Below are 23321 nucleotides of genomic sequence, written 5' to 3' on the forward strand. Positions count from 1 at the left end.
ATGAACATGGGAGATTACTTAGTGAAAGCGCTCGCTTATGATGGACAAGTGAGAGCGTATGCCACAAGAACGACAGAAACAGTTGCAGAAGCACAGCGACGCCACCAAACGTGGCCGACCGCGTCCGCAGCGCTTGGCCGGGCGCTGACGGCGGGTGTCATGATGGGGGCGATGCTCAAAGGTGAAGAAACGTTGACGATTAAAATTGATGGCGGTGGGCCGATCGGCGTTATTTTAGTCGATAGCAACGCTAAAGGGGAAGTACGTGGGTATGTGACAAACCCCCATGTCCATTTTGAGTTGAACGAGCATGGGAAGCTTGATGTTGCTCGGGCTGTCGGCAAAAACGGGATGCTCACCGTAGTGAAAGACCTCGGGTTGCGCGACTTTTTCACCGGACAAGTGCCGCTCATCTCTGGAGAGCTTGGCGATGACTTTACGTATTATTTTGCCTCATCCGAGCAAATTCCATCGTCCGTCGGTGTCGGTGTGCTCGTCAACCCCGACTATACGATTCGGGCAGCTGGAGGGTTTATCATTCAGATCATGCCCGGAACGAAAGAAGCAACGATTGCGCGCATTGAAGAACGGCTGAAACAAATTCCTCCCGTTTCGCGCATGATTGAAAACGGGCTCAGTCCAGAACAAATGTTAGAACAAATTTTAGGGGATGGAGATGTCCGCGTGCTTGAGACAATGCCGGTTACATTCGTTTGCCGCTGTTCGCGCGAGCGGATCGCCGATGCCCTCGTCAGTCTAGGGCCGGAGGAAATTCAGGATATTATCGATAATGAAGGACAGGCGGAAGCTTCGTGCCACTTCTGCAACGAAACATACCATTTCGCGAAAGAAGAGTTGGAGCAGCTCAAGCAACTCGCCGAAAAAAGATGAAAACATTAAAATGATTGACAATTACGTCAATAACTGATACATTGGAAACAAATTCGATAAAAATAATCGGGATTAGGGGTGGAACCATGGCACGCACAGTCAACTCTGTAACGGAACTGATCGGCGATACACCGGCAGTGAAGTTGAACCGCATCGTCGACGAAGACAGCGCTGATGTTTACGTGAAGCTCGAGTTTATGAACCCAGGCAGCAGCGTCAAAGACCGGATTGCATTAGCAATGATTGAGGCAGCGGAAAAGGCCGGAAGACTGAAACCGGGCGATACAATCGTTGAGCCGACGAGCGGTAACACGGGAATCGGATTAGCGATGGTCGCAGCAGCGAAAGGATATAAAGCAGTATTGGTTATGCCGGATACGATGAGTTTAGAGCGCCGCAACTTGTTGCGGGCGTACGGTGCAGAGTTAGTACTCACGCCAGGTGCTCAAGGGATGCGTGGGGCAATCCAAAAAGCTGAAGAACTCGCTCGCGAGCACGGCTACTTTATGCCGCAGCAGTTCAAAAATGAAGCAAACCCAGAAATCCACCGTTTGACGACCGGGAAAGAAATTGTTGAGCAAATGGGCGACCAGCTCGATGCGTTTGTTGCTGGAATCGGTACGGGCGGAACGATTACGGGCGCTGGTAAAGTATTGCGTGAAGCATATCCGAACATTAAAATTTACGCCGTTGAGCCGGCTGATTCACCGGTCTTGTCCGGCGGTAAACCAGGTCCGCATAAAATCCAAGGAATCGGCGCTGGGTTTGTTCCAGATATTTTGGATACAAGCATTTATGACGGCGTCATTACGGTAACAACGGAAGAAGCGTTTGCGGCTGCCCGCCGCGCGGCTCGCGAGGAAGGCATTCTTGGCGGCATTTCGTCTGGTGCTGCTATTCATGCGGCGTTGAAAGTAGCAAAAGAACTCGGTAAAGGAAAAAAAGTGCTGGCTGTGATCCCGAGCAATGGGGAACGTTATTTGAGCACGCCGCTTTACCAATTCGAAAACTAAGCAACATTTTTCGACAGGGGCAACCCTGTCGAATTTTTTATGGTAGTGGGTGATATGAATGACTAATCATTGTACAATAAGAATAACTATGAACATCATGAGGAGTTGACCGAGATGGAACAACGGCGCAGGCGGCTGAAACGGACAATCGATTATAGCGGCCGGGATTGGTTCCGCCAGTACGAACAGCTGGCATACGGTCGACCGCACCACGTGCTGCTTGAGAGCGGTCAAGGGGGAAGATATAGCATCATCGGCCTCAACCCAAGCGGGATCATCCGGGCGACTGAGCAGCGGTTATCTATCATCTATCGTGGGAAAGAAACGACGCTGGACGGGCCACCGCTCGAGTTGCTGCAACAATGGTTTTCGCACTTTTTAATGCCGGATGAGGACGAGCCACTGCCGTGTCAAGGTGGACTGATCGGCTACATCAGCTATGACAGCGTCCGTTACATCGAACGGCTTCCGGAGCTTGCTCATGACGATTTGCAGCTGCCGTTTATGTATTTTTGGCTGTTTGATGATGTGGCGATTTACGACCATCAAGAACAGCAGCTCCACTTGATCGTCCATGCCAGCGATGGGGAGGAACAGGCTGCTTTTCGAAGATTGGATATGTATGAGCAAATGTGGCTTGAGGAGCAGAGTGAATCACCCCGATGGTCAACTGCTGGCTCGGCCGCCGCTCCGTCTGTGTCCATGACGAAACAGCAGTTTATCGAGGCGGTTCAGCGCGTGAAGCAGTACATTGCCCAAGGTGACGTGTTCCAAGTCAACTTGTCGGTGCGCCAATCACAGCCGCTCTTAGCTCATCCATTTGCCGTCTACAAGCAGTTGCGTACCATTAATCCGTCGCCGTATATGGGGTATTTGCATACCCCACAATTTCAAGTTGTGAGCGGTTCGCCAGAGTTGCTTGTCCGTAAACGTGGACAGCGTCTCGAAACACGGCCGATTGCCGGTACCCGGTCACGTGGCCGGACGAAAACGGAAGATGAACAAATTGCACAAAAATTGCTCGCGAGCGAAAAGGAGCGAGCCGAGCATGCCATGCTCGTCGATCTTGAACGAAACGATCTCGGCCGCGTCTGTGCATATGGGACGGTTCATGTCGACGAATGGATGACAGTCGAACGATATTCGCACGTCATGCATATTGTGTCGCATGTTTCCGGAACAATCGCGCCAGAATACGATGCGTTTGCCGTCATTCGCGCCATGTTTCCAGGAGGGACGATTACGGGGGCCCCGAAAGTGCGGACGATGGAAATTATCGAAGAACTCGAACCGGTCCGCCGCGGCTTGTATACCGGGTCGATCGGCTGGATCGATTTTCAAGGCAACATGGAGCTGAACATCGCCATTCGGACGATGGTTGTCAAAGATGGAATAGCGCATGTACAAGCAGGGGCAGGTATTGTCATTGATTCCAACCCGGAGCATGAATACAAAGAATGTTTGAAAAAAGCGGCGGCCCTTTGGAGAGCAAAAGAGCTGAGTGAAGCAGAGACATTATTTTCGAGCATGAGGTGAGAATGATGATCGTCATGATTGATAATTATGATTCCTTTACGTACAATTTAGTGCAATATTTAGGTGTTCTAGGTGAGGAGCTGCTTGTCAAGCGCAATGATGAAATTACCGTTTCCGAGATTGAACGGCTCGCTCCGGATTTTATTATGATTTCCCCAGGTCCATGCACGCCGAATGAAGCGGGTGTCAGCTTGGAAGCCATCACTTACTTTGCTGGCAAAATCCCGATTTTTGGCGTCTGCCTCGGCCATCAGTCGATCGCCCAAGCGTTTGGCGGCCGTGTCATCCGTGCTTCAAGGCTGATGCACGGGAAAACATCGTCCGTTTACCATGACGGAGAAACGATTTTCCAAGGGGTGCCGAGCCCGTTTACGGCGACTCGTTACCACTCTCTCATTGTTGACAAAGAAACACTTCCCGATTGTTTTACTGTTTCCGCTTGGACGGACGAAGACGAAGTGATGGCCATCCGCCATAAGACATTGCCAATCGAAGGGGTGCAGTTCCACCCCGAGTCGATTATGACAAGTCACGGAATGCAACTGCTGAAAAACTTTATTGACACATACAAAAAGGCGTGATGGACCATATGTACGTATATGTCAACGGCAAAATCGTTCCGCGTGAAGAAGCGCAACTTTCGGCATTTGATCACGGTTTTTTGTATGGGCTTGGATTGTTTGAAACGTTTCGTACGTATGATGGCCATCCGTTTTTGCTTGATGACCATTTAGCACGGCTGAACTGCGGGCTGTCCGAACTCCACATCGCTAGGCAGTTCGGCCGCGCTGAGGCGGTCGACATCATCGAGCGGTTGCTCAGGGCAAATGAACTGCGAGACGCTTATGTGCGTTTCAATGTGTCCGCCGGTGTTGGTGATCTCGGCTTGTCGACGGAACAGTACTTACGTCCCACCATCATCGTCTACATGAAGCCGCTGCCGCCAGCGGCTCCTCAAGAGGGGAAAGAAGGGGTCATTTTAACAACAACGCGGAACAGCCCAGAGGGCGACCAACGATTAAAATCGCACCATTATTTAAACAATATGATTGGGAAATGGGAGCTTGGCAACCGTCCCCATGCAGAAGGAATCTTTCTCAATCGTGAAGGTGCGGTGGCGGAAGGCATTGTCTCCAATATTTTTTGGATAAAAGGCGGTGTCGTCTATACTCCAGCGCCGTCTGTCGGCATATTAAACGGCATCACGAGGCAATTCGTGATCGCGTTGCTTAATGAGTTGCATATCCCGATTGAAGAAGGAGTTTATCCGCTTTCTGATTTGTACGAAGCCGACGAAGTGTTTATCACCAATTCACTGCAGGAAATTGTGCCGCTTCACCGCATCGGCCATCGCGTTTATCTTGGACAAAACGGCCCGGTGACCTGTGCGCTGCAACGCCATTACCGCCGCTTTACGGACACGTTATGGACGAGGAATGAATTGTCAGAAAGGATGAATCGATGATGATAACAATGACGCGTTCGCGTGTGCTTCAATGCCGCGGGCATGAGTTGGATTTAGGCAAAAAAACATTGATCATGGGTATTGTCAACGTCACACCGGATTCATTTTCTGACGGCGGACGATTTTACGATGTAGAAAAAGCCGTTGAGCATGCGAAGCGGCTTGTGGCCGAGGGAGCGGACATCATTGACATCGGCGGCGAGTCGACACGTCCGGGAGCGGAACAGGTTCTGCTCGATGAAGAATTACGGCGCGTCATTCCAGCGGTAAGAGCGATTGCCAGTGAGGTGAATGTGCCGATTTCCATTGATACATATAAAGCGGAGGTGGCACGCCAAGCCATCGAAGCCGGGGCACATATCATTAACGATGTTTGGGGAGCCAAAGCTGATCCGGATATGGCACATGTTGCTGCTTCGTACGGAGTGCCAATTATTTTAATGCACAATCGACACGATATGGCATACCGCGACCTTATTTCCGATATGATCGTCGACCTAGAGGAGAGCATCTGCATTGTCAAACAAGCCGGAGTGAAAGATGAAAATATTATTTTAGATCCAGGTATCGGGTTTGCCAAAACGTTCGAGCATAATTTGGAGGTGATGCGGCGTCTTGATGAGTTTGCTGCCCTTGGCTATCCGCTGTTGCTTGGAACGTCGCGCAAACGGTTTATCGGCCATGTGCTTGACGTGCCAGTTGAAGAGCGTGTCGAAGGAACGGGAGCTACTGTTTGTCTTGGTATCGTGAAAGGGGCGAATATCGTCCGCGTTCACGATGTATTGCCGATCGCCCGCATGGCGAAAATGATGGATGCGATGCTTGGGAAAGGGGAGAGCGGCCATCGATAAAATCTATGTGCGAGAGATGGAGTTTTATGGCTATCATGGAGTGCTTCCCGAAGAAAATGTCCTCGGTCAGAAGTTCGTGATTGATGTGACGATGGAGCTTGATTTGCGGCCAGCTGGGCGGAGTGATTGTCTTGAGCATACGATCAACTATGCGGATGTGTACGAGCGTTGTCGGGCGATTGTTGAGGAGCGGACATTTGCTTTGATCGAGGCAGTGGCTGAGGCGATCGCCGATGATCTGCTTGCCGCTTTTCCTGCCATTCAGCGTTGTACCGTGAGGGTGACGAAGCCAAATCCACCAATCCGCGGACATTATAAGCATGTCGCCGTTGAAATTGTTAGGGGGCGTTAAATGGAAAACATTGTATATATTTCCTTAGGTTCTAACTTAGGGGATCGTGTCTATTATTTACGTTCGGCCATTGAAGCACTTGATCGCTACGAGGGAATTTCTGTAAAGTCGAGTTCGTCCATCTATGAAACGGATCCGGTTGGTTACGTCCATCAAGACAAGTTTTTAAACATGGTAGTCGAGGTGGCGACGACGTTGTCACCATTTTCCTTGTTGAACGTGACGCAACAAATTGAACAAGAATTTGGGAGAAAAAGGGAAATTCGCTGGGGGCCGCGTACGTTAGACCTTGACATTTTGCTGTATAATCATGAAAATATTGAAACAGAGCAACTAGTCATTCCGCATCCGCGTATGGCGGAGCGGGCGTTTGTTCTTATCCCGTTGCTCGAAATCAATTCCCATTTAACAATACCGAACATTTTCGAGCCGTTAACAGACATCGTTGATCGACTACCTGACAAAGAAGGAGTTCGCGTATGGAAGCAGAAAGATGGGGAAGACGTATTCGCGCTTTTCGAAAGCTAAAAGGATATACACAAGAAAGGCTGGCTAAGGAGCTCGGCGTTTCCGTCTCAATCCTTGGTGAAATCGAACGGGGGAATCGGATGCCGTCCGATTCGCTCGTCGAGCAAATCGCCGAGCTGTTAAATATATCGGTCGAAGAACTGACGCCGCCGAAAATCGAATCAAACCAGTAGAAAGGAGGCGTTTTTATGTTTCGCATTGGCGATGTTGAGATTAAAAATCGTGTCGTGCTTGCCCCCATGGCAGGCGTGTGCAACTCGGCGTTCCGCTTGACTGTCAAAGAATTCGGCGCCGGGCTTGTGTGCGCAGAGATGGTGAGCGATAAAGGAATCGTATACAACAATGAAAAGACGTTAAATATGTTATATATCGATGAGCGGGAAAAGCCGCTCAGCCTGCAAATTTTCGGGGGCGAAAAGGAAACGCTTGTCAAAGCAGCAAAATTTGTCGATAAAAATACGAATGCGGATATTATCGACATTAACATGGGCTGTCCGGTTCCAAAAGTTACGAATTGCGACGCGGGAGCGAAATGGCTTCTTGATCCGAATAAAATTTATGACGTGGTTGCCTCCATTGTCGACGCCGTTGAAAAACCGGTTACGGTCAAAATGCGAATCGGCTGGGACGAACATCATATTTACGCTGTTGAAAACGCGCAAGCAGTTGAGCGCGCTGGTGGCAAAGCCGTCGCCGTCCATGGGCGGACAAGAGTACAAATGTACGAAGGAAAAGCGGATTGGAACATTATTAAACAAGTGAAAGAAGCGGTCAACATCCCAGTCATCGGCAACGGCGATGTCAAAACACCACAAGACGCCAAGCGGATGCTTGAAGAAACCGGGGTGGACGGTGTCATGATCGGACGGGCGGCGCTCGGTAACCCGTGGATGATTTATCGCACCGTGCACTATTTAGAAACAGGGGAGCTTATCCCTGAACCAACGCCGACAGAGAAAATCGATGTGTGCCTGTTGCATTTAGACCGTTTAATTGCGCTTAAAGGTGAGTATATTGCTGTCAAAGAAATGCGCAAACACGCCGCTTGGTATTTAAAAGGCATTCGCGGTGCAGCGAAAATCCGCAACGCCATCAACGAGTGTGAGACACGGGACGAACTAGCCGCATTGCTGCTGAAAGTCGCACAGGATGCAGAGAATCAGGCGGCAGCGAACGCCCGGGCCGTATAGGAGCGGAATTTGATGAAGCGGATGACTGCCAGCACGCGCTGGCAGTATTTTTCGTAAAAAATCATTAAATGGAGTGAATGAAGGATGAGCCATGAAGAATTGAACGACCAATTGCGTGTCCGCCGGGAAAAGTTAAAAAAAATCGAAGAGCTAGGTGTCGACCCGTTTGGCAAACGGTTCGAGCGCACGCATAAAGCAGAAGAGCTGTTTAAACTGTACGGCGATTTGTCCAAAGAAGAACTTGAAGATCAGCAAATTGAAGTCGCTGTCGCCGGCCGCATTATGACGAAACGCGGTAAAGGAAAAGCAGGATTTGCTCACATTCAAGACGTCACAGGGCAAATTCAAATTTATGTCCGCCAAGACGATGTCGGTGAACAGCAATATGAGCTGTTTAAAATCTCTGACCTTGGTGATATCGTCGGTGTGCGCGGCACTATGTTCAAAACAAAAGTCGGCGAGCTTTCCATCAAAGTGTCATCATATGAATTTTTAACAAAAGCATTGCGTCCATTGCCGGAAAAATACCATGGTTTAAAGGACGTCGAACAACGTTACCGCCAACGTTATCTCGACTTAACTATGAATCCGCAAAGTAAGCAGACGTTTATCACCCGTAGTCTCATTATTCAATCGATGCGGCGTTATCTCGACAGCCAAGGTTATTTGGAAGTCGAAACACCGATGATGCACGCCATAGCAGGTGGTGCGGCTGCACGTCCGTTTATTACGCACCATAATGCCCTTGATATGACACTTTATATGCGAATCGCCATCGAACTCCATTTAAAACGGCTCATCGTCGGCGGTTTGGAAAAAGTGTATGAAATCGGACGCGTCTTCCGGAATGAGGGGATTTCCACCCGTCACAATCCGGAGTTTACGATGCTTGAACTGTACGAGGCATATGCCGACTTCCGTGACATCATGAAATTGACAGAAAACTTAATTGCTCACATTGCCACGGAAGTGCTTGGCACGACGAAAATTCAATACGGCGAACATACCGTCGATTTAACGCCTGAATGGCGGCGACTTCATATGGTCGATGCGATTAAAGAATACGTCGGCGTTGATTTCTGGCGACACATGGACGACGAGGAAGCGCGGGCGTTGGCGAAAGAACATGGGGTCGAAATCGCCCCGCACATGACGTTTGGTCATATCGTCAATGAATTTTTTGAACAAAAAGTCGAGTCGCAACTCATCCAACCGACGTTCATTTATGGCCACCCTGTCGAAATTTCGCCGTTAGCTAAGAAAAACCCGGACGATCCACGCTTTACCGATCGATTTGAGCTATTTATCGTTGGACGTGAACATGCGAACGCGTTTACGGAACTAAACGATCCGATCGACCAGCGCCAACGTTTCGAAGCACAGTTGAAAGAACGTGAACAAGGGAACGATGAAGCGCACGAAATGGACGAAGATTTCCTCGAAGCGCTCGAGTACGGTATGCCTCCAACAGGCGGACTCGGCATCGGCGTTGACCGTCTAGTCATGCTCTTGACTAACTCTCCGTCCATTCGGGATGTGTTACTCTTCCCGCAAATGCGTCATAAATAAAAAATATTGTCCCCTGTGTGAAAATGCACAGGGGACGATTTGTTTTTTAAAAAACTATTGACTTTTAACATATAAACAATATAAAATGAAAATCGTCGCTTTGATAAAACAAAAACAGTAAAGCGAGTTGACAAATATTATTCAACGTGCTATATTAAGATGGTACGTCGGAACGATGACGAAAGTTGTCGAAGATAAAGAGTTATTGACAAACGAAGAAATTTGATTATAATATAACTTGTCTATTGGATAATTGCCTAGTGATGATAGCGGAGAGGAAACACCCGTTCCCATCCCGAACACGGAAGTTAAGCTCTCCAGCGCCGATGGTAGTTGGGGCCAGCGCCCCTGCAAGAGTAGGTCGTTGCTAGGCAATACCGTGGAGGATTAGCTCAGCTGGGAGAGCACTTGCCTTACAAGCAAGGGGTCGGCGGTTCGATCCCGTCATCCTCCACCATTTAATCTATTATGAACTATTAGCTCAGTAACAAGGGTTGTATCTTTGAATTCATTCCGAATTGTCTCAATGCTCTAGACACCTTTGAACGTGCTAGTAGAGGAAGAGACATCATCTAATATGAGTGTATGACAAACTCATGAGCCATTAGCTCAGTAGGTAGAGCATCTGACTTTTAATCAGAGGGTCGGAGGTTCGAGTCCTCCATGGCTCACCATAATTGATTTGCGGGTGTGGCGGAATTGGCAGACGCGCTAGATTCAGGGTCTAGTGCCCTTTATGGGCGTGGGGGTTCAAGTCCCTTCACCCGCATTGTTACCCGAGCGGAAGTAGTTCAGTGGTAGAACACCACCTTGCCAAGGTGGGGGTCGCGGGTTCGAGTCCCGTCTTCCGCTCCATTTATTTGCCTATTAGCCGGGGTGGCGGAATTGGCAGACGCACAGGACTTAAAATCCTGGGGTAGGTAACTACCGTGCCGGTTCGAGTCCGGCCCTCGGCACTTGCGCTCGTAGCTCAATTGGATAGAGCATCTGACTACGGATCAGAAGGTTAGGGGTTCGAATCCTCTCGAGCGCGTTGACGGGAAGTAGCTCAGCTTGGTAGAGCACATGGTTTGGGACCATGGGGTCGCAGGTTCAAATCCTGTCTTCCCGATTGTGGACATATGGGGCCTTAGCTCAGCTGGGAGAGCGCCTGCTTTGCACGCAGGAGGTCATCGGTTCGATCCCGATAGGCTCCATCCTCGTTCCTTGAAAACTGAACGAAACGAAGCGCAAGCCAATCAACTTTCTTTTGGAGAGTTTGATCCTGGCTCAGGACGAACGCTGGCGGCGTGCCTAATACATGCAAGTCGAGCGGACCGAACGAGAGCTTGCTCTTGTTTGGTCAGCGGCGGACGGGTGAGTAACACGTGGGCAACCTGCCCGCAAGACCGGGATAACTCCGGGAAACCGGAGCTAATACCGGATAACACCAAAGACCGCATGGTCTTTGGTTGAAAGGCGGCTTCGGCTGCCACTTGCGGATGGGCCCGCGGCGCATTAGCTAGTTGGTGAGGTAACGGCTCACCAAGGCGACGATGCGTAGCCGGCCTGAGAGGGTGACCGGCCACACTGGGACTGAGACACGGCCCAGACTCCTACGGGAGGCAGCAGTAGGGAATCTTCCGCAATGGACGAAAGTCTGACGGAGCGACGCCGCGTGAGCGAAGAAGGCCTTCGGGTCGTAAAGCTCTGTTGTGAGGGACGAAGGAGCGCCGTTTGAATAAGGCGGCGCGGTGACGGTACCTCACGAGAAAGCCCCGGCTAACTACGTGCCAGCAGCCGCGGTAATACGTAGGGGGCGAGCGTTGTCCGGAATTATTGGGCGTAAAGCGCGCGCAGGCGGTCCTTTAAGTCTGATGTGAAAGCCCACGGCTCAACCGTGGAGGGTCATTGGAAACTGGGGGACTTGAGTGCAGGAGAGGAGAGCGGAATTCCACGTGTAGCGGTGAAATGCGTAGAGATGTGGAGGAACACCAGTGGCGAAGGCGGCTCTCTGGCCTGTAACTGACGCTGAGGCGCGAAAGCGTGGGGAGCAAACAGGATTAGATACCCTGGTAGTCCACGCCGTAAACGATGAGTGCTAAGTGTTAGAGGGGTCACACCCTTTAGTGCTGTAGCTAACGCGATAAGCACTCCGCCTGGGGAGTACGGCCGCAAGGCTGAAACTCAAAGGAATTGACGGGGGCCCGCACAAGCGGTGGAGCATGTGGTTTAATTCGAAGCAACGCGAAGAACCTTACCAGGTCTTGACATCCCCTGACAACCCAAGAGATTGGGCGTTCCCCCTTCGGGGGGACAGGGTGACAGGTGGTGCATGGTTGTCGTCAGCTCGTGTCGTGAGATGTTGGGTTAAGTCCCGCAACGAGCGCAACCCTTGCCTCTAGTTGCCAGCATTCAGTTGGGCACTCTAGAGGGACTGCCGGCTAAAAGTCGGAGGAAGGTGGGGATGACGTCAAATCATCATGCCCCTTATGACCTGGGCTACACACGTGCTACAATGGGCGGTACAAAGGGCTGCGAACCCGCGAGGGGGAGCGAATCCCAAAAAGCCGCTCTCAGTTCGGATTGCAGGCTGCAACTCGCCTGCATGAAGCCGGAATCGCTAGTAATCGCGGATCAGCATGCCGCGGTGAATACGTTCCCGGGCCTTGTACACACCGCCCGTCACACCACGAGAGCTTGCAACACCCGAAGTCGGTGAGGTAACCCTTACGGGAGCCAGCCGCCGAAGGTGGGGCAAGTGATTGGGGTGAAGTCGTAACAAGGTAGCCGTACCGGAAGGTGCGGCTGGATCACCTCCTTTCTAAGGACGAAAAGCGGAAGCGCCGCGGTCGGCTCTCGAAGCCAAATGTTCTTCACCCGTAGGGGTGCTTGCACCCCCGAGGGGGAAGGTTATTTGGCAGAAGAGAGCCAGGCGCTGGAGCTAGACATCACGAAAAGCGGAGGCCGTTAATGGCCAATCATTAACAAATCGCGCTTTTGTTTCGTTCAGTTTTGAAGGAATGAGAATTCCTTCAAATCGTTCCTTGAAAACTAGATAACCGGAAAAGCTGAGGTGCCGCGGTCAGTTCTCGAAGCCAAATGTTCTTCACCCGCAGGGGTGCTTGCACCCCAAGGGGGAAGGTTATTTGGCGGAAGAGAGCTAGGCGCCGAAGCTAGACAATAAGGAAGAAGCCGAAACGCGCTGTAGGTTAAGCTAGAAAGGGCGCACGGTGGATGCCTTGGCACTAGGAGCCGATGAAGGACGGGGCAAACGCCGAAACGCTTCGGGGAGCTGTAAGCAAGCGTTGATCCGGAGATGTCCGAATGGGGAAACCCCCTGCCCGTAATGGGGCAGGATCCATGCCTGAATCCATAGGGCATGGAGGGCACACCCGGGGAACTGAAACATCTTAGTACCCGGAGGAGAAGAAAGCAAATGCGATTCCCTGAGTAGCGGCGAGCGAAACGGGAACAGCCCAAACCAAGAGGCGTGCCTCTTGGGGTTGTAGGACCGCTCAGATGGGAGTGAGAAAGGAACGGGGTAGACGAACCGGTCTGGAACGGCCGGCCAGAGAAGGTGACAGCCCTGTAGTCGAAACTTCGTTCCCTCCCGAGCGGCTCCTGAGTACGGCGGGACACGGGAAATCCCGTCGGAAGCAGGGAGGACCATCTCCCAAGGCTAAATACTCCCTAGTGACCGATAGTGAACCAGTACCGTGAGGGAAAGGTGAAAAGCACCCCGGAAGGGGAGTGAAAGAGAACCTGAAACCGTGTGCCTACAAGTAGTCAGAGCCCGTTCATGGGTGATGGCGTGCCTTTTGTAGAATGAACCGGCGAGTGACGATGGCGTGCGAGGTTAAGCCGAAGAGGCGGAGCCGCAGCGAAAGCGAGTCTGAATAGGGCGTTTGAGTACGTCGTCGTCGACCCGAAACCAGGTGATCTACCCATGTCCAGGGTGAAGGCCGGGTAACACCGGCTGGAGGCCCGAACCCACGTACGTTGAAAAGTGCGGGGATGAGGTGTGGGTAGGGGTGAAATGCCAATCGAACTTGGAGATAGCTGGTTCTCCCCGAAATAGCTTTAGGGCTAGCCTCAAGGTGAGAGTCTTGGAGGTAGAGCACTGATTGGGCTAGGGGCCCTCATCGGGTTACCGAACCCAGTCAAACTCCGAATGCCAATGACTTATCCTTGGGAGTCAGACTACGAGTGATAAGATCCGTGGTCAAGAGGGAAACAGCCCAGATCGCCAGCTAAGGCCCCCAAGTGCACGTTCAGTGGAAAAGGATGTGGAGTTGCGAAGACAACCAGGATGTTGGCTTAGAAGCAGCCACCATTTAAAGAGTGCGTAATAGCTCACTGGTCGAGTGACTCTGCGCCGAAAATGTACCGGGGCTAAACGTGCCGCCGAAGCTGCGGGATGACCGTTGGTCATCGGTAGGGGAGCGTTCTAAGGGCATCGAAGCCAGACCGGAAGGACTGGTGGAGCGCTTAGAAGTGAGAATGCCGGTATGAGTAGCGAAAACAGAGGTGAGAATCCTCTGCGCCGAAAGCCTAAGGGTTCCTGAGGAAGGTTCGTCCGCTCAGGGTTAGTCGGGACCTAAGCCGAGGCCGAAAGGCGTAGGTGATGGACAACAGGTTGAGATTCCTGTACCACCTCCTTCCCGTTTGAGCGATGGGGGGACGCAGGAGGATAGGGTGAGCAGGCGGCTGGAAGAGCCTGTCCAAGCAGTAAGGCTGGCCAGTAGGCAAATCCGCTGGCCGTAAAGGCTGAGCTGTGATGGCGACGGATTTGATCCGGAAGTCCCTGATTCCACACTGCCAAGAAAAGCCTCTAGCGAGGGAAGAGGTGCCCGTACCGCAAACCGACACAGGTAGGCGAGGAGAGAATCCTAAGGCGCGCGGGAGAACTCTCGTTAAGGAACTCGGCAAAATGACCCCGTAACTTCGGGAGAAGGGGTGCTCTTTGGGGTGATGAGCCCCGAAGAGCCGCAGTGAAAAGGCCCAAGCGACTGTTTATCAAAAACACAGGTCTCTGCGAAGCCGAAAGGCGAAGTATAGGGGCTGACACCTGCCCGGTGCTGGAAGGTTAAGGGGAGCGCTTAGCGCAAGCGAAGGTGCGAACCGAAGCCCCAGTAAACGGCGGCCGTAACTATAACGGTCCTAAGGTAGCGAAATTCCTTGTCGGGTAAGTTCCGACCCGCACGAAAGGTGTAACGACTTGGGCACTGTCTCAACGAGAGACCCGGTGAAATTATACTACCTGTGAAGATGCAGGTTACCCGCGACAGGACGGAAAGACCCCGTGGAGCTTTACTGCAGCCTGATATGGAATTTTGGTATCGCTTGTACAGGATAGGTGGGAGCCAGGGAAGCCGGAGCGCCAGCTTCGGTGGAGGCGTCGGTGGGATACCACCCTGGCGGTATTGAAATTCTAACCCGCACCCCTTATCGGGGTGGGAGACAGTGTCAGGTGGGCAGTTTGACTGGGGCGGTCGCCTCCCAAAAGGTAACGGAGGCGCCCAAAGGTTCCCTCAGAATGGTTGGAAATCATTCGGAGAGTGCAAAGGCACAAGGGAGCTTGACTGCGAGACGGACAGGTCGAGCAGGGACGAAAGTCGGGCTTAGTGATCCGGTGGTTCCGCATGGAAGGGCCATCGCTCAACGGATAAAAGCTACCCCGGGGATAACAGGCTGATCTCCCCCAAGAGTCCACATCGACGGGGAGGTTTGGCACCTCGATGTCGGCTCATCGCATCCTGGGGCTGTAGTCGGTCCCAAGGGTTGGGCTGTTCGCCCATTAAAGCGGTACGCGAGCTGGGTTCAGAACGTCGTGAGACAGTTCGGTCCCTATCCGTCGTGGGCGTAGGAAATTTGAGAGGAGCTGTCCTTAGTACGAGAGGACCGGGATGGACGCACCGCTGGTGTACCAGTTGTCCCGCCAGGGGCACCGCTGGGTAGCTATGTGCGGAAGGGATAAGCGCTGAAAGCATCTAAGCGTGAAGCCCCCCTCAAGATGAGATTTCCCATCGCGTTAGGCGAGTAAGATCCCTCGAAGATGACGAGGTCGATAGGTCCGAGGTGGAAGCGTGGCGACACGTGGAGCTGACGGATACTAATCGATCGAGGGCTTAACCTAGAAAAGTGGCGGCCGGAGCTAGACAGTACGAAAAGCGGAGGCTTCTTCCCACTAAACGGTTATCTAGTTTTGAGGGAATGATCCCACAACTTCATATTGCCTAGTGGTGATAGCGGAGAGGAAACACCCGTTCCCATCCCGAACACGGAAGTTAAGCTCTCCAGCGCCGATGGTAGTTGGGGCCAGCGCCCCTGCAAGAGTAGGTCGCTGCTAGGCCAAACAAAAAGCACGTCTTTTTCATTAGGAAAAAAGGCGTGCTTTTTCGTTTATCAGCTGCCTGATGTTTCGTCAGCCAAAAAAACGGATATTCTATAGTTAGTTTGACTTCTCCGGTAACTCTTGCAATTTTTCGTAATACATTATATAGTAAAAACAAGGTCAAATATAGTCAAAGTCAACAAGAAGGCGATGATGCCGGTTTCTCCCTATAGGTCTTCTAGTACAAGATGGCAGCTGGTTTCATCGCTAAGCAGGTTGATTGTGAGGAAGGTGGGAGGTAGAGTGCCAAACATTTCCGACATTATTGAGCAATATTTAAAGCAAGTACTCAATATGAGCGACCAAGATATCGTTGAAATTAAACGGAGCGAGATTGCGAATAAATTTCAATGTGTCCCATCGCAAATTAACTATGTCATTAATACGAGGTTTACTCTTGAGAGAGGGTATATCGTCGAGAGTAAGCGCGGTGGCGGCGGGTATATCCGCATTATGAAAGTGAAGACGAAAAGTGAGGCTCATCTTATTGACCAACTGCTTGAGCTCGTTGGCCATCGCATTAGCCAATCGAATGCTGAAGATGTAGTAAAACGTCTTGTTGAAGAAAAGGTAATTTCGGAGCGGGAAGCGAAAATAATGTTAAGCGTGATGGATCGCTCTGTCTTATACATTGGCTTGCCTGAGCGTGATGAATTGCGGGCGCGCATGTTAAAGGCGATGTTGACGTCGCTGAAGTATAAGTAGGGGAGGGGGAAGCGTTGATTTGCCAAGAATGCAAGCAGCGACCAGCAACGATGCACTTTACGAAAATTGTCAACGGTGAAAAAACGGAATTCCATCTTTGTGAACAATGCTCCAAAGAGCATGGCCACATGTTTATGCTCTACGGTAATGATGACTTTTCGCTCAATAACTTGTTAGCAGGACTGCTCAATTTTCAAGCTCCAATGAAAGAGATGACGGCCAATGCGTTTCCAAATCCCGATTTGCTTCAATGTGAGACATGCAAAATGACGTATCATCAGTTCACGCAAATCGGACGATTCGGCTGCGCTGACTGTTACCGGACGTTTGCCCGCTACTTGCCGCCGATTTTGAAACGGCTTCATAGCGGAAATAACGCCCATTCAGGGAAAATTCCGAAGCGGAAAGGCGGCGTTCTCCATTTACGCAAGCAACTTGCTGTGCTGAAGCAAAAGCTCCAAGAGCTAGTCGCCCGTGAGGAATTTGAACGGGCAGCCGAAGTGCGCGACCAAATCCGCTCTTTAGAGGATGAACTTCGCCAACGCGGAGAGGGGGATATGTAGCGGTATGTCGTTTGAGAAGTTTTTCAATACGGCGGTCAGCGCTTGGATGAGCCAAGAAGGACCCGATTCGGACATTGTTTTGAGCAGTCGCATCCGGTTAGCTCGCAATATTGTTGATTTCCGCTTTCCAACGCTGTTTAGCAGCGAGGAGGCAATGCAAATCGTTGCTCTGTTTGAGCGGACGTTTGCCTACCGTTCATACGGGGGGGCAGGCCGTTTTGAGCTGTTGAAAATGTCGGAGCTTCAACCGATTGAAAAACGGGTATTAGTAGAAAAGCACTTAATTAGCCCACATTTGGCGGAAGACTCTCCATTTGGTGCCTGTCTGCTCTCAGAAAATGAGGAAATTAGCATTATGATCAATGAAGAGGATCATATCCGCATCCAATGCTTATTTCCAGGGCTGCAGCTTGCTGAGGCGCTTGAGGCGGCGAGCGAATTGGACGACTGGATTGAAGGACATGTCAACTATGCTTTCGATGAGCGGCTTGGTTACTTAACAAGTTGCCCTACAAATGTTGGGACAGGACTTCGGGCGTCTGTGATGATGCATCTTCCGGCGCTCGTATTGACTCAACAGATCAACCGCATTATCCCTGCCATCAATCAGCTCGGGCTTGTCGTCCGTGGGACATACGGGGAAGGAAGCGAGGCGTTGGGTAATATTTTCCAGATTTCTAACCAGCTCACGCTTGGAAAGTCGGAGGAGGACATTATCGCTGATTTGCATACGATCGTCCAACAGCTGATTGCCCAAGAAAGAGCGGCCCGTCAGGCATTAGTGAAAACTTTGGGCATACAATTAGAAGACAAGGTGTTCCGCTCATACGGCATATTGGCTAACTGCCGCGTCATCGAGTCGAAAGAAGCGGCGCAATGTTTGTCAGATGTGCGTTTAGGGATCGATTTAGGATATATCAAAAACGTCTCGCGCAACATCTTAAATGAGCTAATGATTTTGACGCAGCCAGGTTTTTTACAGCAATATGCTGGTGGGGCACTCCGCCCCGAGGAACGGGATGTCCGCCGGGCGGCATTAATTCGGGAACGCTTAAAGATGGAAGAACGAAGAAAGATGGAGGGTGATGAACGATGATGTTCGGCAGATTTACGGAACGGGCGCAAAAGGTATTGGCGTTGGCACAGGAAGAAGCCATTCGCCTTGGCCATAACAATATTGGCACAGAGCACATTTTGCTCGGGTTGATCCGCGAAGGAGAAGGAATCGCCGCTAAAGCGCTTATGGCGCTTGGCCTTGGTCCAGATAAAATTCAGAAAGAAGTGGAATCGCTCATTGGCCGCGGGAACGAGGTATCACATACGATTCACTACACACCGCGGGCGAAGAAAGTGATCGAGCTGTCAATGGATGAAGCGCGGAAGCTCGGTCATTCGTACGTCGGCACGGAACATATTTTGCTTGGATTGATCCGCGAGGGCGAAGGAGTGGCCGCCCGCGTGTTAAACAACTTAGGGGTGAGCTTGAACAAGGCGCGCCAACAAGTATTGCAGCTGCTCGGCAGCAATGAATCAGTATCGGGCCATGGTGGTGGAGGTGCCTCGCATGTAAACACGCCGACGCTTGACAGCCTCGCCCGTGATTTAACGGCGATCGCCCGTGAAGGGCGGCTTGATCCGGTCATTGGCCGGAGCAAAGAAATCCAGCGCGTTATTGAAGTGTTGAGCCGACGGACGAAAAACAACCCGGTGCTGATCGGTGAACCGGGTGTCGGGAAAACAGCGATCGCCGAAGGATTGGCTCAACAAATTGTCAATAACGAGGTGCCGGAAACGTTGCGCGACAAGCGGGTCATGACGCTCGATATGGGTACAGTTGTGGCCGGGACGAAATACCGTGGCGAGTTTGAGGATCGGTTGAAAAAAGTGATGGATGAGATTCGCCAAGCAGGCAACATCATTTTGTTCATCGATGAGCTCCATACGCTAATCGGCGCTGGCGGAGCCGAAGGAGCGATCGATGCATCGAACATTTTAAAACCAGCGTTGGCACGTGGCGAACTGCAATGCATTGGAGCGACGACGCTTGATGAGTATCGGAAATATATCGAGAAAGATGCCGCGCTTGAGCGCCGTTTCCAGCCGATTCATGTCGATGAGCCAACTGTGGAAGAATCGATCCAAATTTTAAAAGGGCTGCGCGACCGTTATGAAGCGCACCATCGCGTCTCGATTTCCGATGAGGCGATCGTGCAGGCGGTCAAACTGTCGGACCGTTACATTACCGACCGTTTTCTGCCGGATAAAGCGATCGACTTAATTGATGAAGCTTGCTCAAAAGTGCGCCTCCGCTCGTTCACGGCGCCGCCGAAACTGAAAGAGCTGGAGCAAAAGCTCGAGGAAGTGCGGAAAGAAAAAGACGCGGCCGTACAAAGCCAAGAGTTTGAAAAAGCAGCCTCGTTGCGTGATATGGAACAACGGTTGCGCGAAGAGCTCGAGGAAACAAAACGGGCATGGAAAGAAAAGCAAGGTCAAGAAAATTCTGAGGTGACAGTTGAAGATATTGCTGCAGTTGTCTCAAGTTGGACCGGCATTCCGGTATCGAAACTCGCTGAGACGGAAACGGAGCGGTTGCTCAAGCTTGAAGAAATTTTGCATGCGCGCGTTGTCGGCCAAGACGAGGCGGTCAAAGCGGTTGCAAAAGCCGTGCGCCGTGCCCGGGCCGGTTTGAAAGACCCGAAACGCCCGATCGGTTCGTTTATTTTCCTCGGTCCGACAGGTGTCGGGAAAACAGAATTGGCCCGTGCATTGGCAGAAGCCATGTTTGGCGATGAAGACGCCCTGATCCGCATCGATATGTCCGAGTATATGGAAAAACACTCGACATCGCGGCTCATCGGTTCGCCGCCAGGGTATGTCGGCTACGAAGAAGGCGGCCAGCTGACAGAAAAAGTGCGTCGCAAGCCGTACTCGGTCGTTCTGTTGGATGAAATGGAAAAAGCGCACCCAGACGTATTTAACATTTTGCTGCAAGTATTAGAAGACGGGCGGTTGACTGACTCGAAAGGGCGGACAGTCGACTTCCGCAATACGATTATCATTATGACGTCCAATGTTGGTGCTGATGCGCTGAAACGGAACAAGTACGTCGGCTTTAATATTCAAGATGGGAACCAACAATATAAGGACATGAAAAGCAAAGTGATGGATGAACTGAAAAAAGCGTTCCGTCCGGAGTTTTTGAACCGGATCGACGAAATCATCGTCTTCCATTCACTTGAAAAAGACCATCTGAAACAAATTGTCCGCTTGATGGCTGATACGCTTGTGAAGCGGCTGAAGGAACAAGATATCGATCTTGAACTGACTGAAGCAGCGATTGAGAAAATTGCTGCCGAAGGGTTTGATCTGGAATACGGTGCCCGTCCGCTGCGCCGCGCCTTGCAAAAACATATTGAAGACCGTTTGTCCGAAGAATTATTAAAAGGCACGATCGCCAAAGGTCAAAAAGTTGCTGTCGATGTGAAAGATGGAGAATTTGTCGTGTTGTCGAAACAGGCGGTCGTGTAAAGGAAAAAGGTATGCGGCAGCTTGCTGCCCATACCTTATTTTATATGGAACATGTTGCAGAAAGGGTTAGACGGATGGCGAAAAAGAAAACAAAATTTGTTTGCCAAGAATGCGGGTATGAATCAGCGAAATGGCTCGGTCGTTGCCCGGGCTGCCAAACGTGGAACTCGTTCGTTGAAGAAATCGAGCGGACAAAACCGGCTGTGCGCGGGGCGTTTCTTCATTCGGAACCATCGGGGCCAGCCAAACCAATTCCGATTACGGCTGTTACGGCAGCACAAGAGCCACGCATTGAAACGAAAAGTGTGGAGCTCAATCGGGTGCTTGGCGGAGGAATCGTCAAAGGATCGCTCGTCTTAATCGGCGGTGATCCGGGTATTGGCAAATCGACGTTATTGCTGCAGACATCGGCACAGCTCGCTGCGGCCGGACATACGGTATTGTATATATCCGGTGAAGAGTCGGTGAAGCAAGTGAAGCTGCGCGCTGGGCGTCTTCACGCTGAGTCTCATCAACTGTATGTGTTAGCAGAGGCGGATTTGGAATACATTGTAACAGCAATTGAAACGATTCAGCCTGCTTGTGTGATTGTCGATTCCATTCAGACGATGTACCGAACGGATATTACATCGGCGCCGGGCAGTGTTGCCCAAGTGCGCGAGTGCACCGCTGAGCTAATGAAAATCGCCAAGACGAAAGGCATTGCCATTTTCATTGTTGGCCATGTGACCAAAGAAGGGGCGATCGCCGGGCCGCGCCTGCTTGAGCATATGGTTGATACCGTTCTTTATTTTGAAGGGGAGCGGCATCATACGTACCGCATTTTGCGGGCGGTGAAAAACCGCTTCGGTTCAACGAATGAAATCGGTATTTTTGAAATGCGTGACATCGGGCTGCGCGAAGTAGAAAATCCGTCGGAAGTGTTTTTGGAAGAACGGTCGCGCGGGGCGGCCGGCTCGACAGTTGTCGCGGCAATGGAGGGGACGCGTCCGGTGCTTGTTGAAATTCAGGCGCTCGTTTCGCCAACGAGTTTCGGCAACCCGCGACGGATGGCGACCGGCCTTGATCATAATCGCGTATCGCTGTTAATGGCTGTGCTCGAAAAGCGGGTCGGGCTCCTGTTGCAAAACCAGGATGCTTACTTGAAAGTGGCAGGTGGAGTAAAGCTTGATGAACCGGCAATCGATTTGGCGGTCGCCGTCAGCATTGCCTCGAGCTTCCGCGACCGGCCGACAAATCCAGCCGATGTCATTATCGGCGAAGTCGGCTTGACCGGGGAAGTGCGCCGCGTTTCCCGCATTGAACAGCGCGTGCAAGAAGCCGTCAAATTAGGCTTTTCACGGGTCATTGTACCAAAAAACAATTTGACTGGTTGGCAGCCGCCTGCAGGCGTCAATGTGATCGGTGTTTCGCATGTGGCCGAGGCGCTTGAGCATACGATGTTATAAACGATGTGAAAGGATCGAACCTTTTTGTCTTGCAGACGTAAAACATATAGTGAGAACCGAAGTGAATCGGGCGCTATACCGACACCCACCGCTTATGATTACAAGTAGATGTCAAATGTTCAAAAATGGTTAAAAATTGCTTTCCAATTGGTTTCAAACATTGGAAATTGTTTATAATGTTAGATAGGGAGGTGAAGATGAGCCGATGGTCAAACGTATTGTACAACTATTTTTTCTTGCGGTGGGCGGAACGTTGGGAGCCATGTTTTTGCCCGATTTGCTTGAGCTGTTGAATGTAAGCGGCGTGTCGCTTGTCAATAATTCATACACGCTGGCGGTGTTAGGCGCAGTGGTTTTCTTTTTGCTGACGTTTTGGCTTGTCGATTATGTCGTCGATATGATCCGTTGGGCTGAGGAAACGTTGGTCAAGGCGCCGGTCGCTGATGTGTTATTTGGCAGCCTTGGGCTGATTTTTGGTCTTATTATCGCATTTTTAGTCGTTATGCCGTTGCAGTCGTTTCACATTCAAGTGTTGAATACAGTGTTACCGATTTTTTTAACTGTGCTGCTTGGCTATTTAGGATTTCGCGTTGGTTTAAAGAAACGGAATGAGCTGATGAACTTATTTTCTCTTTCCAATCGAATGACGAAGAAAAAAGGTGGAGAAGTCGAAAACGAAGCGTCTAAAGGCGGAGCAGTGAAAATTTTAGACACAAGCGTCATCATTGATGGGCGGATTGCGGACATCTGCCAAACCGGATTTCTTGAAGGACCGCTTGTCATTCCCCGCTTTGTGCTAGAGGAGCTCCAGCATATCGCTGATTCTTCCGACGTACTGAAGCGAAACCGCGGTCGCCGTGGCTTAGATATTTTAAACCGCATCCAAAAAGAGATGGCGATGAAGGTGGAAATTCACGAAGCGGATTTCAGTGATGTGCAGGAAGTCGATAGCAAGCTCGTTAAACTGGCGAAACAGCTTCAAGGAGTTGTCGTTACGAACGATTTTAATTTAAACAAAGTGTGTGAACTGCAAAATGTGCGCGTCCTCAATATTAACGACTTAGCAAACGCTGTTAAACCGGTCGTGCTGCCGGGTGAAGAGCTGAATGTGCACGTCATCAAAGACGGGAAAGAGCATAACCAGGGTGTCGCCTATTTGGACGATGGGACGATGATCGTCGTCGAAGATGGCAAAGAATATATCGGCAAACGGGTTGACGTCTTGGTCACGAGCGTGTTACAAACATCTGCGGGGAGAATGATTTTTGCCAAACTAAAACTGCTGCAAAAGGCGCTGTAAAAAGAA

The 23321-nt window shown here is 51.0% G+C and carries 17 protein-coding genes, 8 tRNA genes and 4 rRNA genes; all 29 read left to right on the forward strand.

Annotated features, from left to right (window positions below; all coding sequences use genetic code 11):
- Window positions 1–6: 6 nt before the first annotated feature.
- The 29 genes from hslO (at window position 7) to NSQ22_RS00535 (ending at window position 23315) form a co-directional block, all read left to right on the forward strand.
- Complete coding sequence (gene hslO, locus NSQ22_RS00395; RefSeq protein ID WP_041264787.1) at window positions 7–891, forward strand: Hsp33 family molecular chaperone HslO; 885 nt, start codon at window positions 7–9, stop codon at window positions 889–891.
- A gap of 86 nt (window positions 892–977) precedes the next feature.
- A complete protein-coding gene (gene cysK / locus NSQ22_RS00400; protein WP_008881713.1) occupies window positions 978–1904 on the forward strand; it encodes a cysteine synthase A in 927 nt (308 codons plus the stop codon).
- A gap of 114 nt (window positions 1905–2018) precedes the next feature.
- Window positions 2019–3440, forward strand: a complete 1422-nt coding sequence (gene pabB / locus NSQ22_RS00405; protein ID WP_011886615.1) for an aminodeoxychorismate synthase component I — start codon at window positions 2019–2021, stop codon at window positions 3438–3440.
- A 5-nt stretch (window positions 3441–3445) separates the two neighbouring features.
- Complete coding sequence (gene pabA / locus NSQ22_RS00410) at window positions 3446–4021, forward strand: aminodeoxychorismate/anthranilate synthase component II (protein ID WP_029761883.1); 576 nt, start codon at window positions 3446–3448, stop codon at window positions 4019–4021.
- An 8-nt stretch (window positions 4022–4029) separates the two neighbouring features.
- Window positions 4030–4905, forward strand: coding sequence for an aminodeoxychorismate lyase (gene pabC, locus NSQ22_RS00415; RefSeq protein ID WP_029761882.1), 876 nt, complete (start codon window positions 4030–4032; stop codon window positions 4903–4905).
- Window positions 4902–5756 carry a dihydropteroate synthase gene (gene folP / locus NSQ22_RS00420; RefSeq protein ID WP_029761881.1) on the forward strand — a complete coding sequence of 285 codons (855 nt, stop codon included), beginning with the start codon at window positions 4902–4904 and terminating at the stop codon, window positions 5754–5756. Before pabC ends, folP begins: the two co-directional genes overlap by 4 nt.
- Window positions 5719–6108, forward strand: coding sequence for a dihydroneopterin aldolase (gene folB, locus NSQ22_RS00425; protein WP_029761880.1), 390 nt, complete (start codon window positions 5719–5721; stop codon window positions 6106–6108). Before folP ends, folB begins: the two co-directional genes overlap by 38 nt.
- Window positions 6109–6636, forward strand: a complete 528-nt coding sequence (folK, locus tag NSQ22_RS00430) for a 2-amino-4-hydroxy-6-hydroxymethyldihydropteridine diphosphokinase (RefSeq protein WP_029761879.1) — start codon at window positions 6109–6111, stop codon at window positions 6634–6636.
- A complete protein-coding gene (locus NSQ22_RS00435) occupies window positions 6588–6809 on the forward strand; it encodes a helix-turn-helix transcriptional regulator (protein WP_008881720.1) in 222 nt (73 codons plus the stop codon). The genes folK and NSQ22_RS00435 overlap by 49 nt, the downstream gene beginning before the upstream one ends.
- A gap of 15 nt (window positions 6810–6824) precedes the next feature.
- Window positions 6825–7826: a tRNA dihydrouridine synthase DusB gene (dusB, locus tag NSQ22_RS00440; RefSeq protein WP_011886617.1), complete on the forward strand. Its 1002-nt coding sequence runs from the start codon at window positions 6825–6827 to the stop codon at window positions 7824–7826.
- Window positions 7827–7910: 84 nt separating this feature from the next.
- Window positions 7911–9395: a lysine--tRNA ligase gene (gene lysS / locus NSQ22_RS00445; protein ID WP_029761878.1), complete on the forward strand. Its 1485-nt coding sequence runs from the start codon at window positions 7911–7913 to the stop codon at window positions 9393–9395.
- Window positions 9396–9651: 256 nt separating this feature from the next.
- Window positions 9652–9768: ribosomal RNA gene (rrf, locus tag NSQ22_RS00450) — 5S ribosomal RNA — on the forward strand.
- 8 nt (window positions 9769–9776) lie between these two features.
- A tRNA-Val gene (locus NSQ22_RS00455) sits at window positions 9777–9852 on the forward strand.
- Window positions 9853–9993: 141 nt separating this feature from the next.
- Window positions 9994–10069, forward strand: a tRNA-Lys gene (locus NSQ22_RS00460).
- 10 nt (window positions 10070–10079) lie between these two features.
- Window positions 10080–10164 (forward strand) — tRNA-Leu (locus NSQ22_RS00465).
- 11 nt (window positions 10165–10175) lie between these two features.
- Window positions 10176–10250, forward strand: a tRNA-Gly gene (locus NSQ22_RS00470).
- 15 nt (window positions 10251–10265) lie between these two features.
- Window positions 10266–10351, forward strand: a tRNA-Leu gene (locus NSQ22_RS00475).
- Window positions 10352–10354: 3 nt separating this feature from the next.
- Window positions 10355–10428 (forward strand) — tRNA-Arg (locus NSQ22_RS00480).
- 4 nt (window positions 10429–10432) lie between these two features.
- Window positions 10433–10506: transfer RNA gene (locus tag NSQ22_RS00485), tRNA-Pro, on the forward strand.
- A gap of 12 nt (window positions 10507–10518) precedes the next feature.
- A tRNA-Ala gene (locus tag NSQ22_RS00490) sits at window positions 10519–10591 on the forward strand.
- A 50-nt stretch (window positions 10592–10641) separates the two neighbouring features.
- Window positions 10642–12198 (forward strand): 16S ribosomal RNA (locus tag NSQ22_RS00495).
- A 386-nt stretch (window positions 12199–12584) separates the two neighbouring features.
- Window positions 12585–15513: ribosomal RNA gene (locus NSQ22_RS00500) — 23S ribosomal RNA — on the forward strand.
- Between the two features lie 99 nt (window positions 15514–15612).
- A 5S ribosomal RNA gene (gene rrf, locus NSQ22_RS00505) occupies window positions 15613–15729 on the forward strand.
- The 16S, 23S and 5S rRNA genes sit together here with 8 tRNA genes alongside, the layout of an rRNA operon.
- Window positions 15730–16014: 285 nt before the next feature.
- Window positions 16015–16476: a transcriptional regulator CtsR gene (ctsR, locus tag NSQ22_RS00510; RefSeq protein ID WP_029761781.1), complete on the forward strand. Its 462-nt coding sequence runs from the start codon at window positions 16015–16017 to the stop codon at window positions 16474–16476.
- Between the two features lie 14 nt (window positions 16477–16490).
- A complete protein-coding gene (locus tag NSQ22_RS00515) occupies window positions 16491–17039 on the forward strand; it encodes a UvrB/UvrC motif-containing protein (RefSeq protein WP_008882051.1) in 549 nt (182 codons plus the stop codon).
- A 4-nt stretch (window positions 17040–17043) separates the two neighbouring features.
- Entirely contained in the window at window positions 17044–18135 is a 1092-nt protein-coding gene (locus tag NSQ22_RS00520) for a protein arginine kinase (protein WP_011886620.1), read from the forward strand.
- On the forward strand, window positions 18132–20567 hold the full coding sequence (clpC, locus tag NSQ22_RS00525) for an ATP-dependent protease ATP-binding subunit ClpC (protein ID WP_029761780.1): 2436 nt from the start codon (window positions 18132–18134) through the stop codon (window positions 20565–20567). Before NSQ22_RS00520 ends, clpC begins: the two co-directional genes overlap by 4 nt.
- Window positions 20568–20641: 74 nt before the next feature.
- Window positions 20642–22015: a DNA repair protein RadA gene (gene radA, locus NSQ22_RS00530; RefSeq protein ID WP_029761778.1), complete on the forward strand. Its 1374-nt coding sequence runs from the start codon at window positions 20642–20644 to the stop codon at window positions 22013–22015.
- A 205-nt stretch (window positions 22016–22220) separates the two neighbouring features.
- A complete protein-coding gene (locus NSQ22_RS00535) occupies window positions 22221–23315 on the forward strand; it encodes a PIN/TRAM domain-containing protein (RefSeq protein WP_008882047.1) in 1095 nt (364 codons plus the stop codon).
- The last annotated feature ends 6 nt before the right edge of the window (window positions 23316–23321 follow it).

It is taken from the genome of Geobacillus sp. FSL K6-3411, assembly GCF_037965715.1.
GTDB lineage: Bacteria > Bacillota > Bacilli > Bacillales > Anoxybacillaceae > Geobacillus > Geobacillus thermodenitrificans.

Coding starts and splice junctions, on each gene's coding strand:
- pabA (WP_029761883.1), top strand. CDS start 3,446: ATGATCGTCATGATTGATAATTATGATTCCTTTACGTACAATTTAGTG.
- folK (WP_029761879.1), top strand. CDS start 6,109: ATGGAAAACATTGTATATATTTCCTTAGGTTCTAACTTAGGGGATCGT.
- radA (WP_029761778.1), top strand. CDS start 20,642: ATGGCGAAAAAGAAAACAAAATTTGTTTGCCAAGAATGCGGGTATGAA.
- pabC (WP_029761882.1), top strand. CDS start 4,030: ATGTACGTATATGTCAACGGCAAAATCGTTCCGCGTGAAGAAGCGCAA.
- cysK (WP_008881713.1), top strand. CDS start 978: ATGGCACGCACAGTCAACTCTGTAACGGAACTGATCGGCGATACACCG.
- NSQ22_RS00435 (WP_008881720.1), top strand. CDS start 6,588: ATGGAAGCAGAAAGATGGGGAAGACGTATTCGCGCTTTTCGAAAGCTA.
- lysS (WP_029761878.1), top strand. CDS start 7,911: ATGAGCCATGAAGAATTGAACGACCAATTGCGTGTCCGCCGGGAAAAG.
- NSQ22_RS00520 (WP_011886620.1), top strand. CDS start 17,044: ATGTCGTTTGAGAAGTTTTTCAATACGGCGGTCAGCGCTTGGATGAGC.
- pabB (WP_011886615.1), top strand. CDS start 2,019: ATGGAACAACGGCGCAGGCGGCTGAAACGGACAATCGATTATAGCGGC.
- folP (WP_029761881.1), top strand. CDS start 4,902: ATGATGATAACAATGACGCGTTCGCGTGTGCTTCAATGCCGCGGGCAT.
- hslO (WP_041264787.1), top strand. CDS start 7: ATGGGAGATTACTTAGTGAAAGCGCTCGCTTATGATGGACAAGTGAGA.
- clpC (WP_029761780.1), top strand. CDS start 18,132: ATGATGTTCGGCAGATTTACGGAACGGGCGCAAAAGGTATTGGCGTTG.
- dusB (WP_011886617.1), top strand. CDS start 6,825: ATGTTTCGCATTGGCGATGTTGAGATTAAAAATCGTGTCGTGCTTGCC.
- NSQ22_RS00535 (WP_008882047.1), top strand. CDS start 22,221: ATGGTCAAACGTATTGTACAACTATTTTTTCTTGCGGTGGGCGGAACG.
- folB (WP_029761880.1), top strand. CDS start 5,719: ATGCGATGCTTGGGAAAGGGGAGAGCGGCCATCGATAAAATCTATGTG.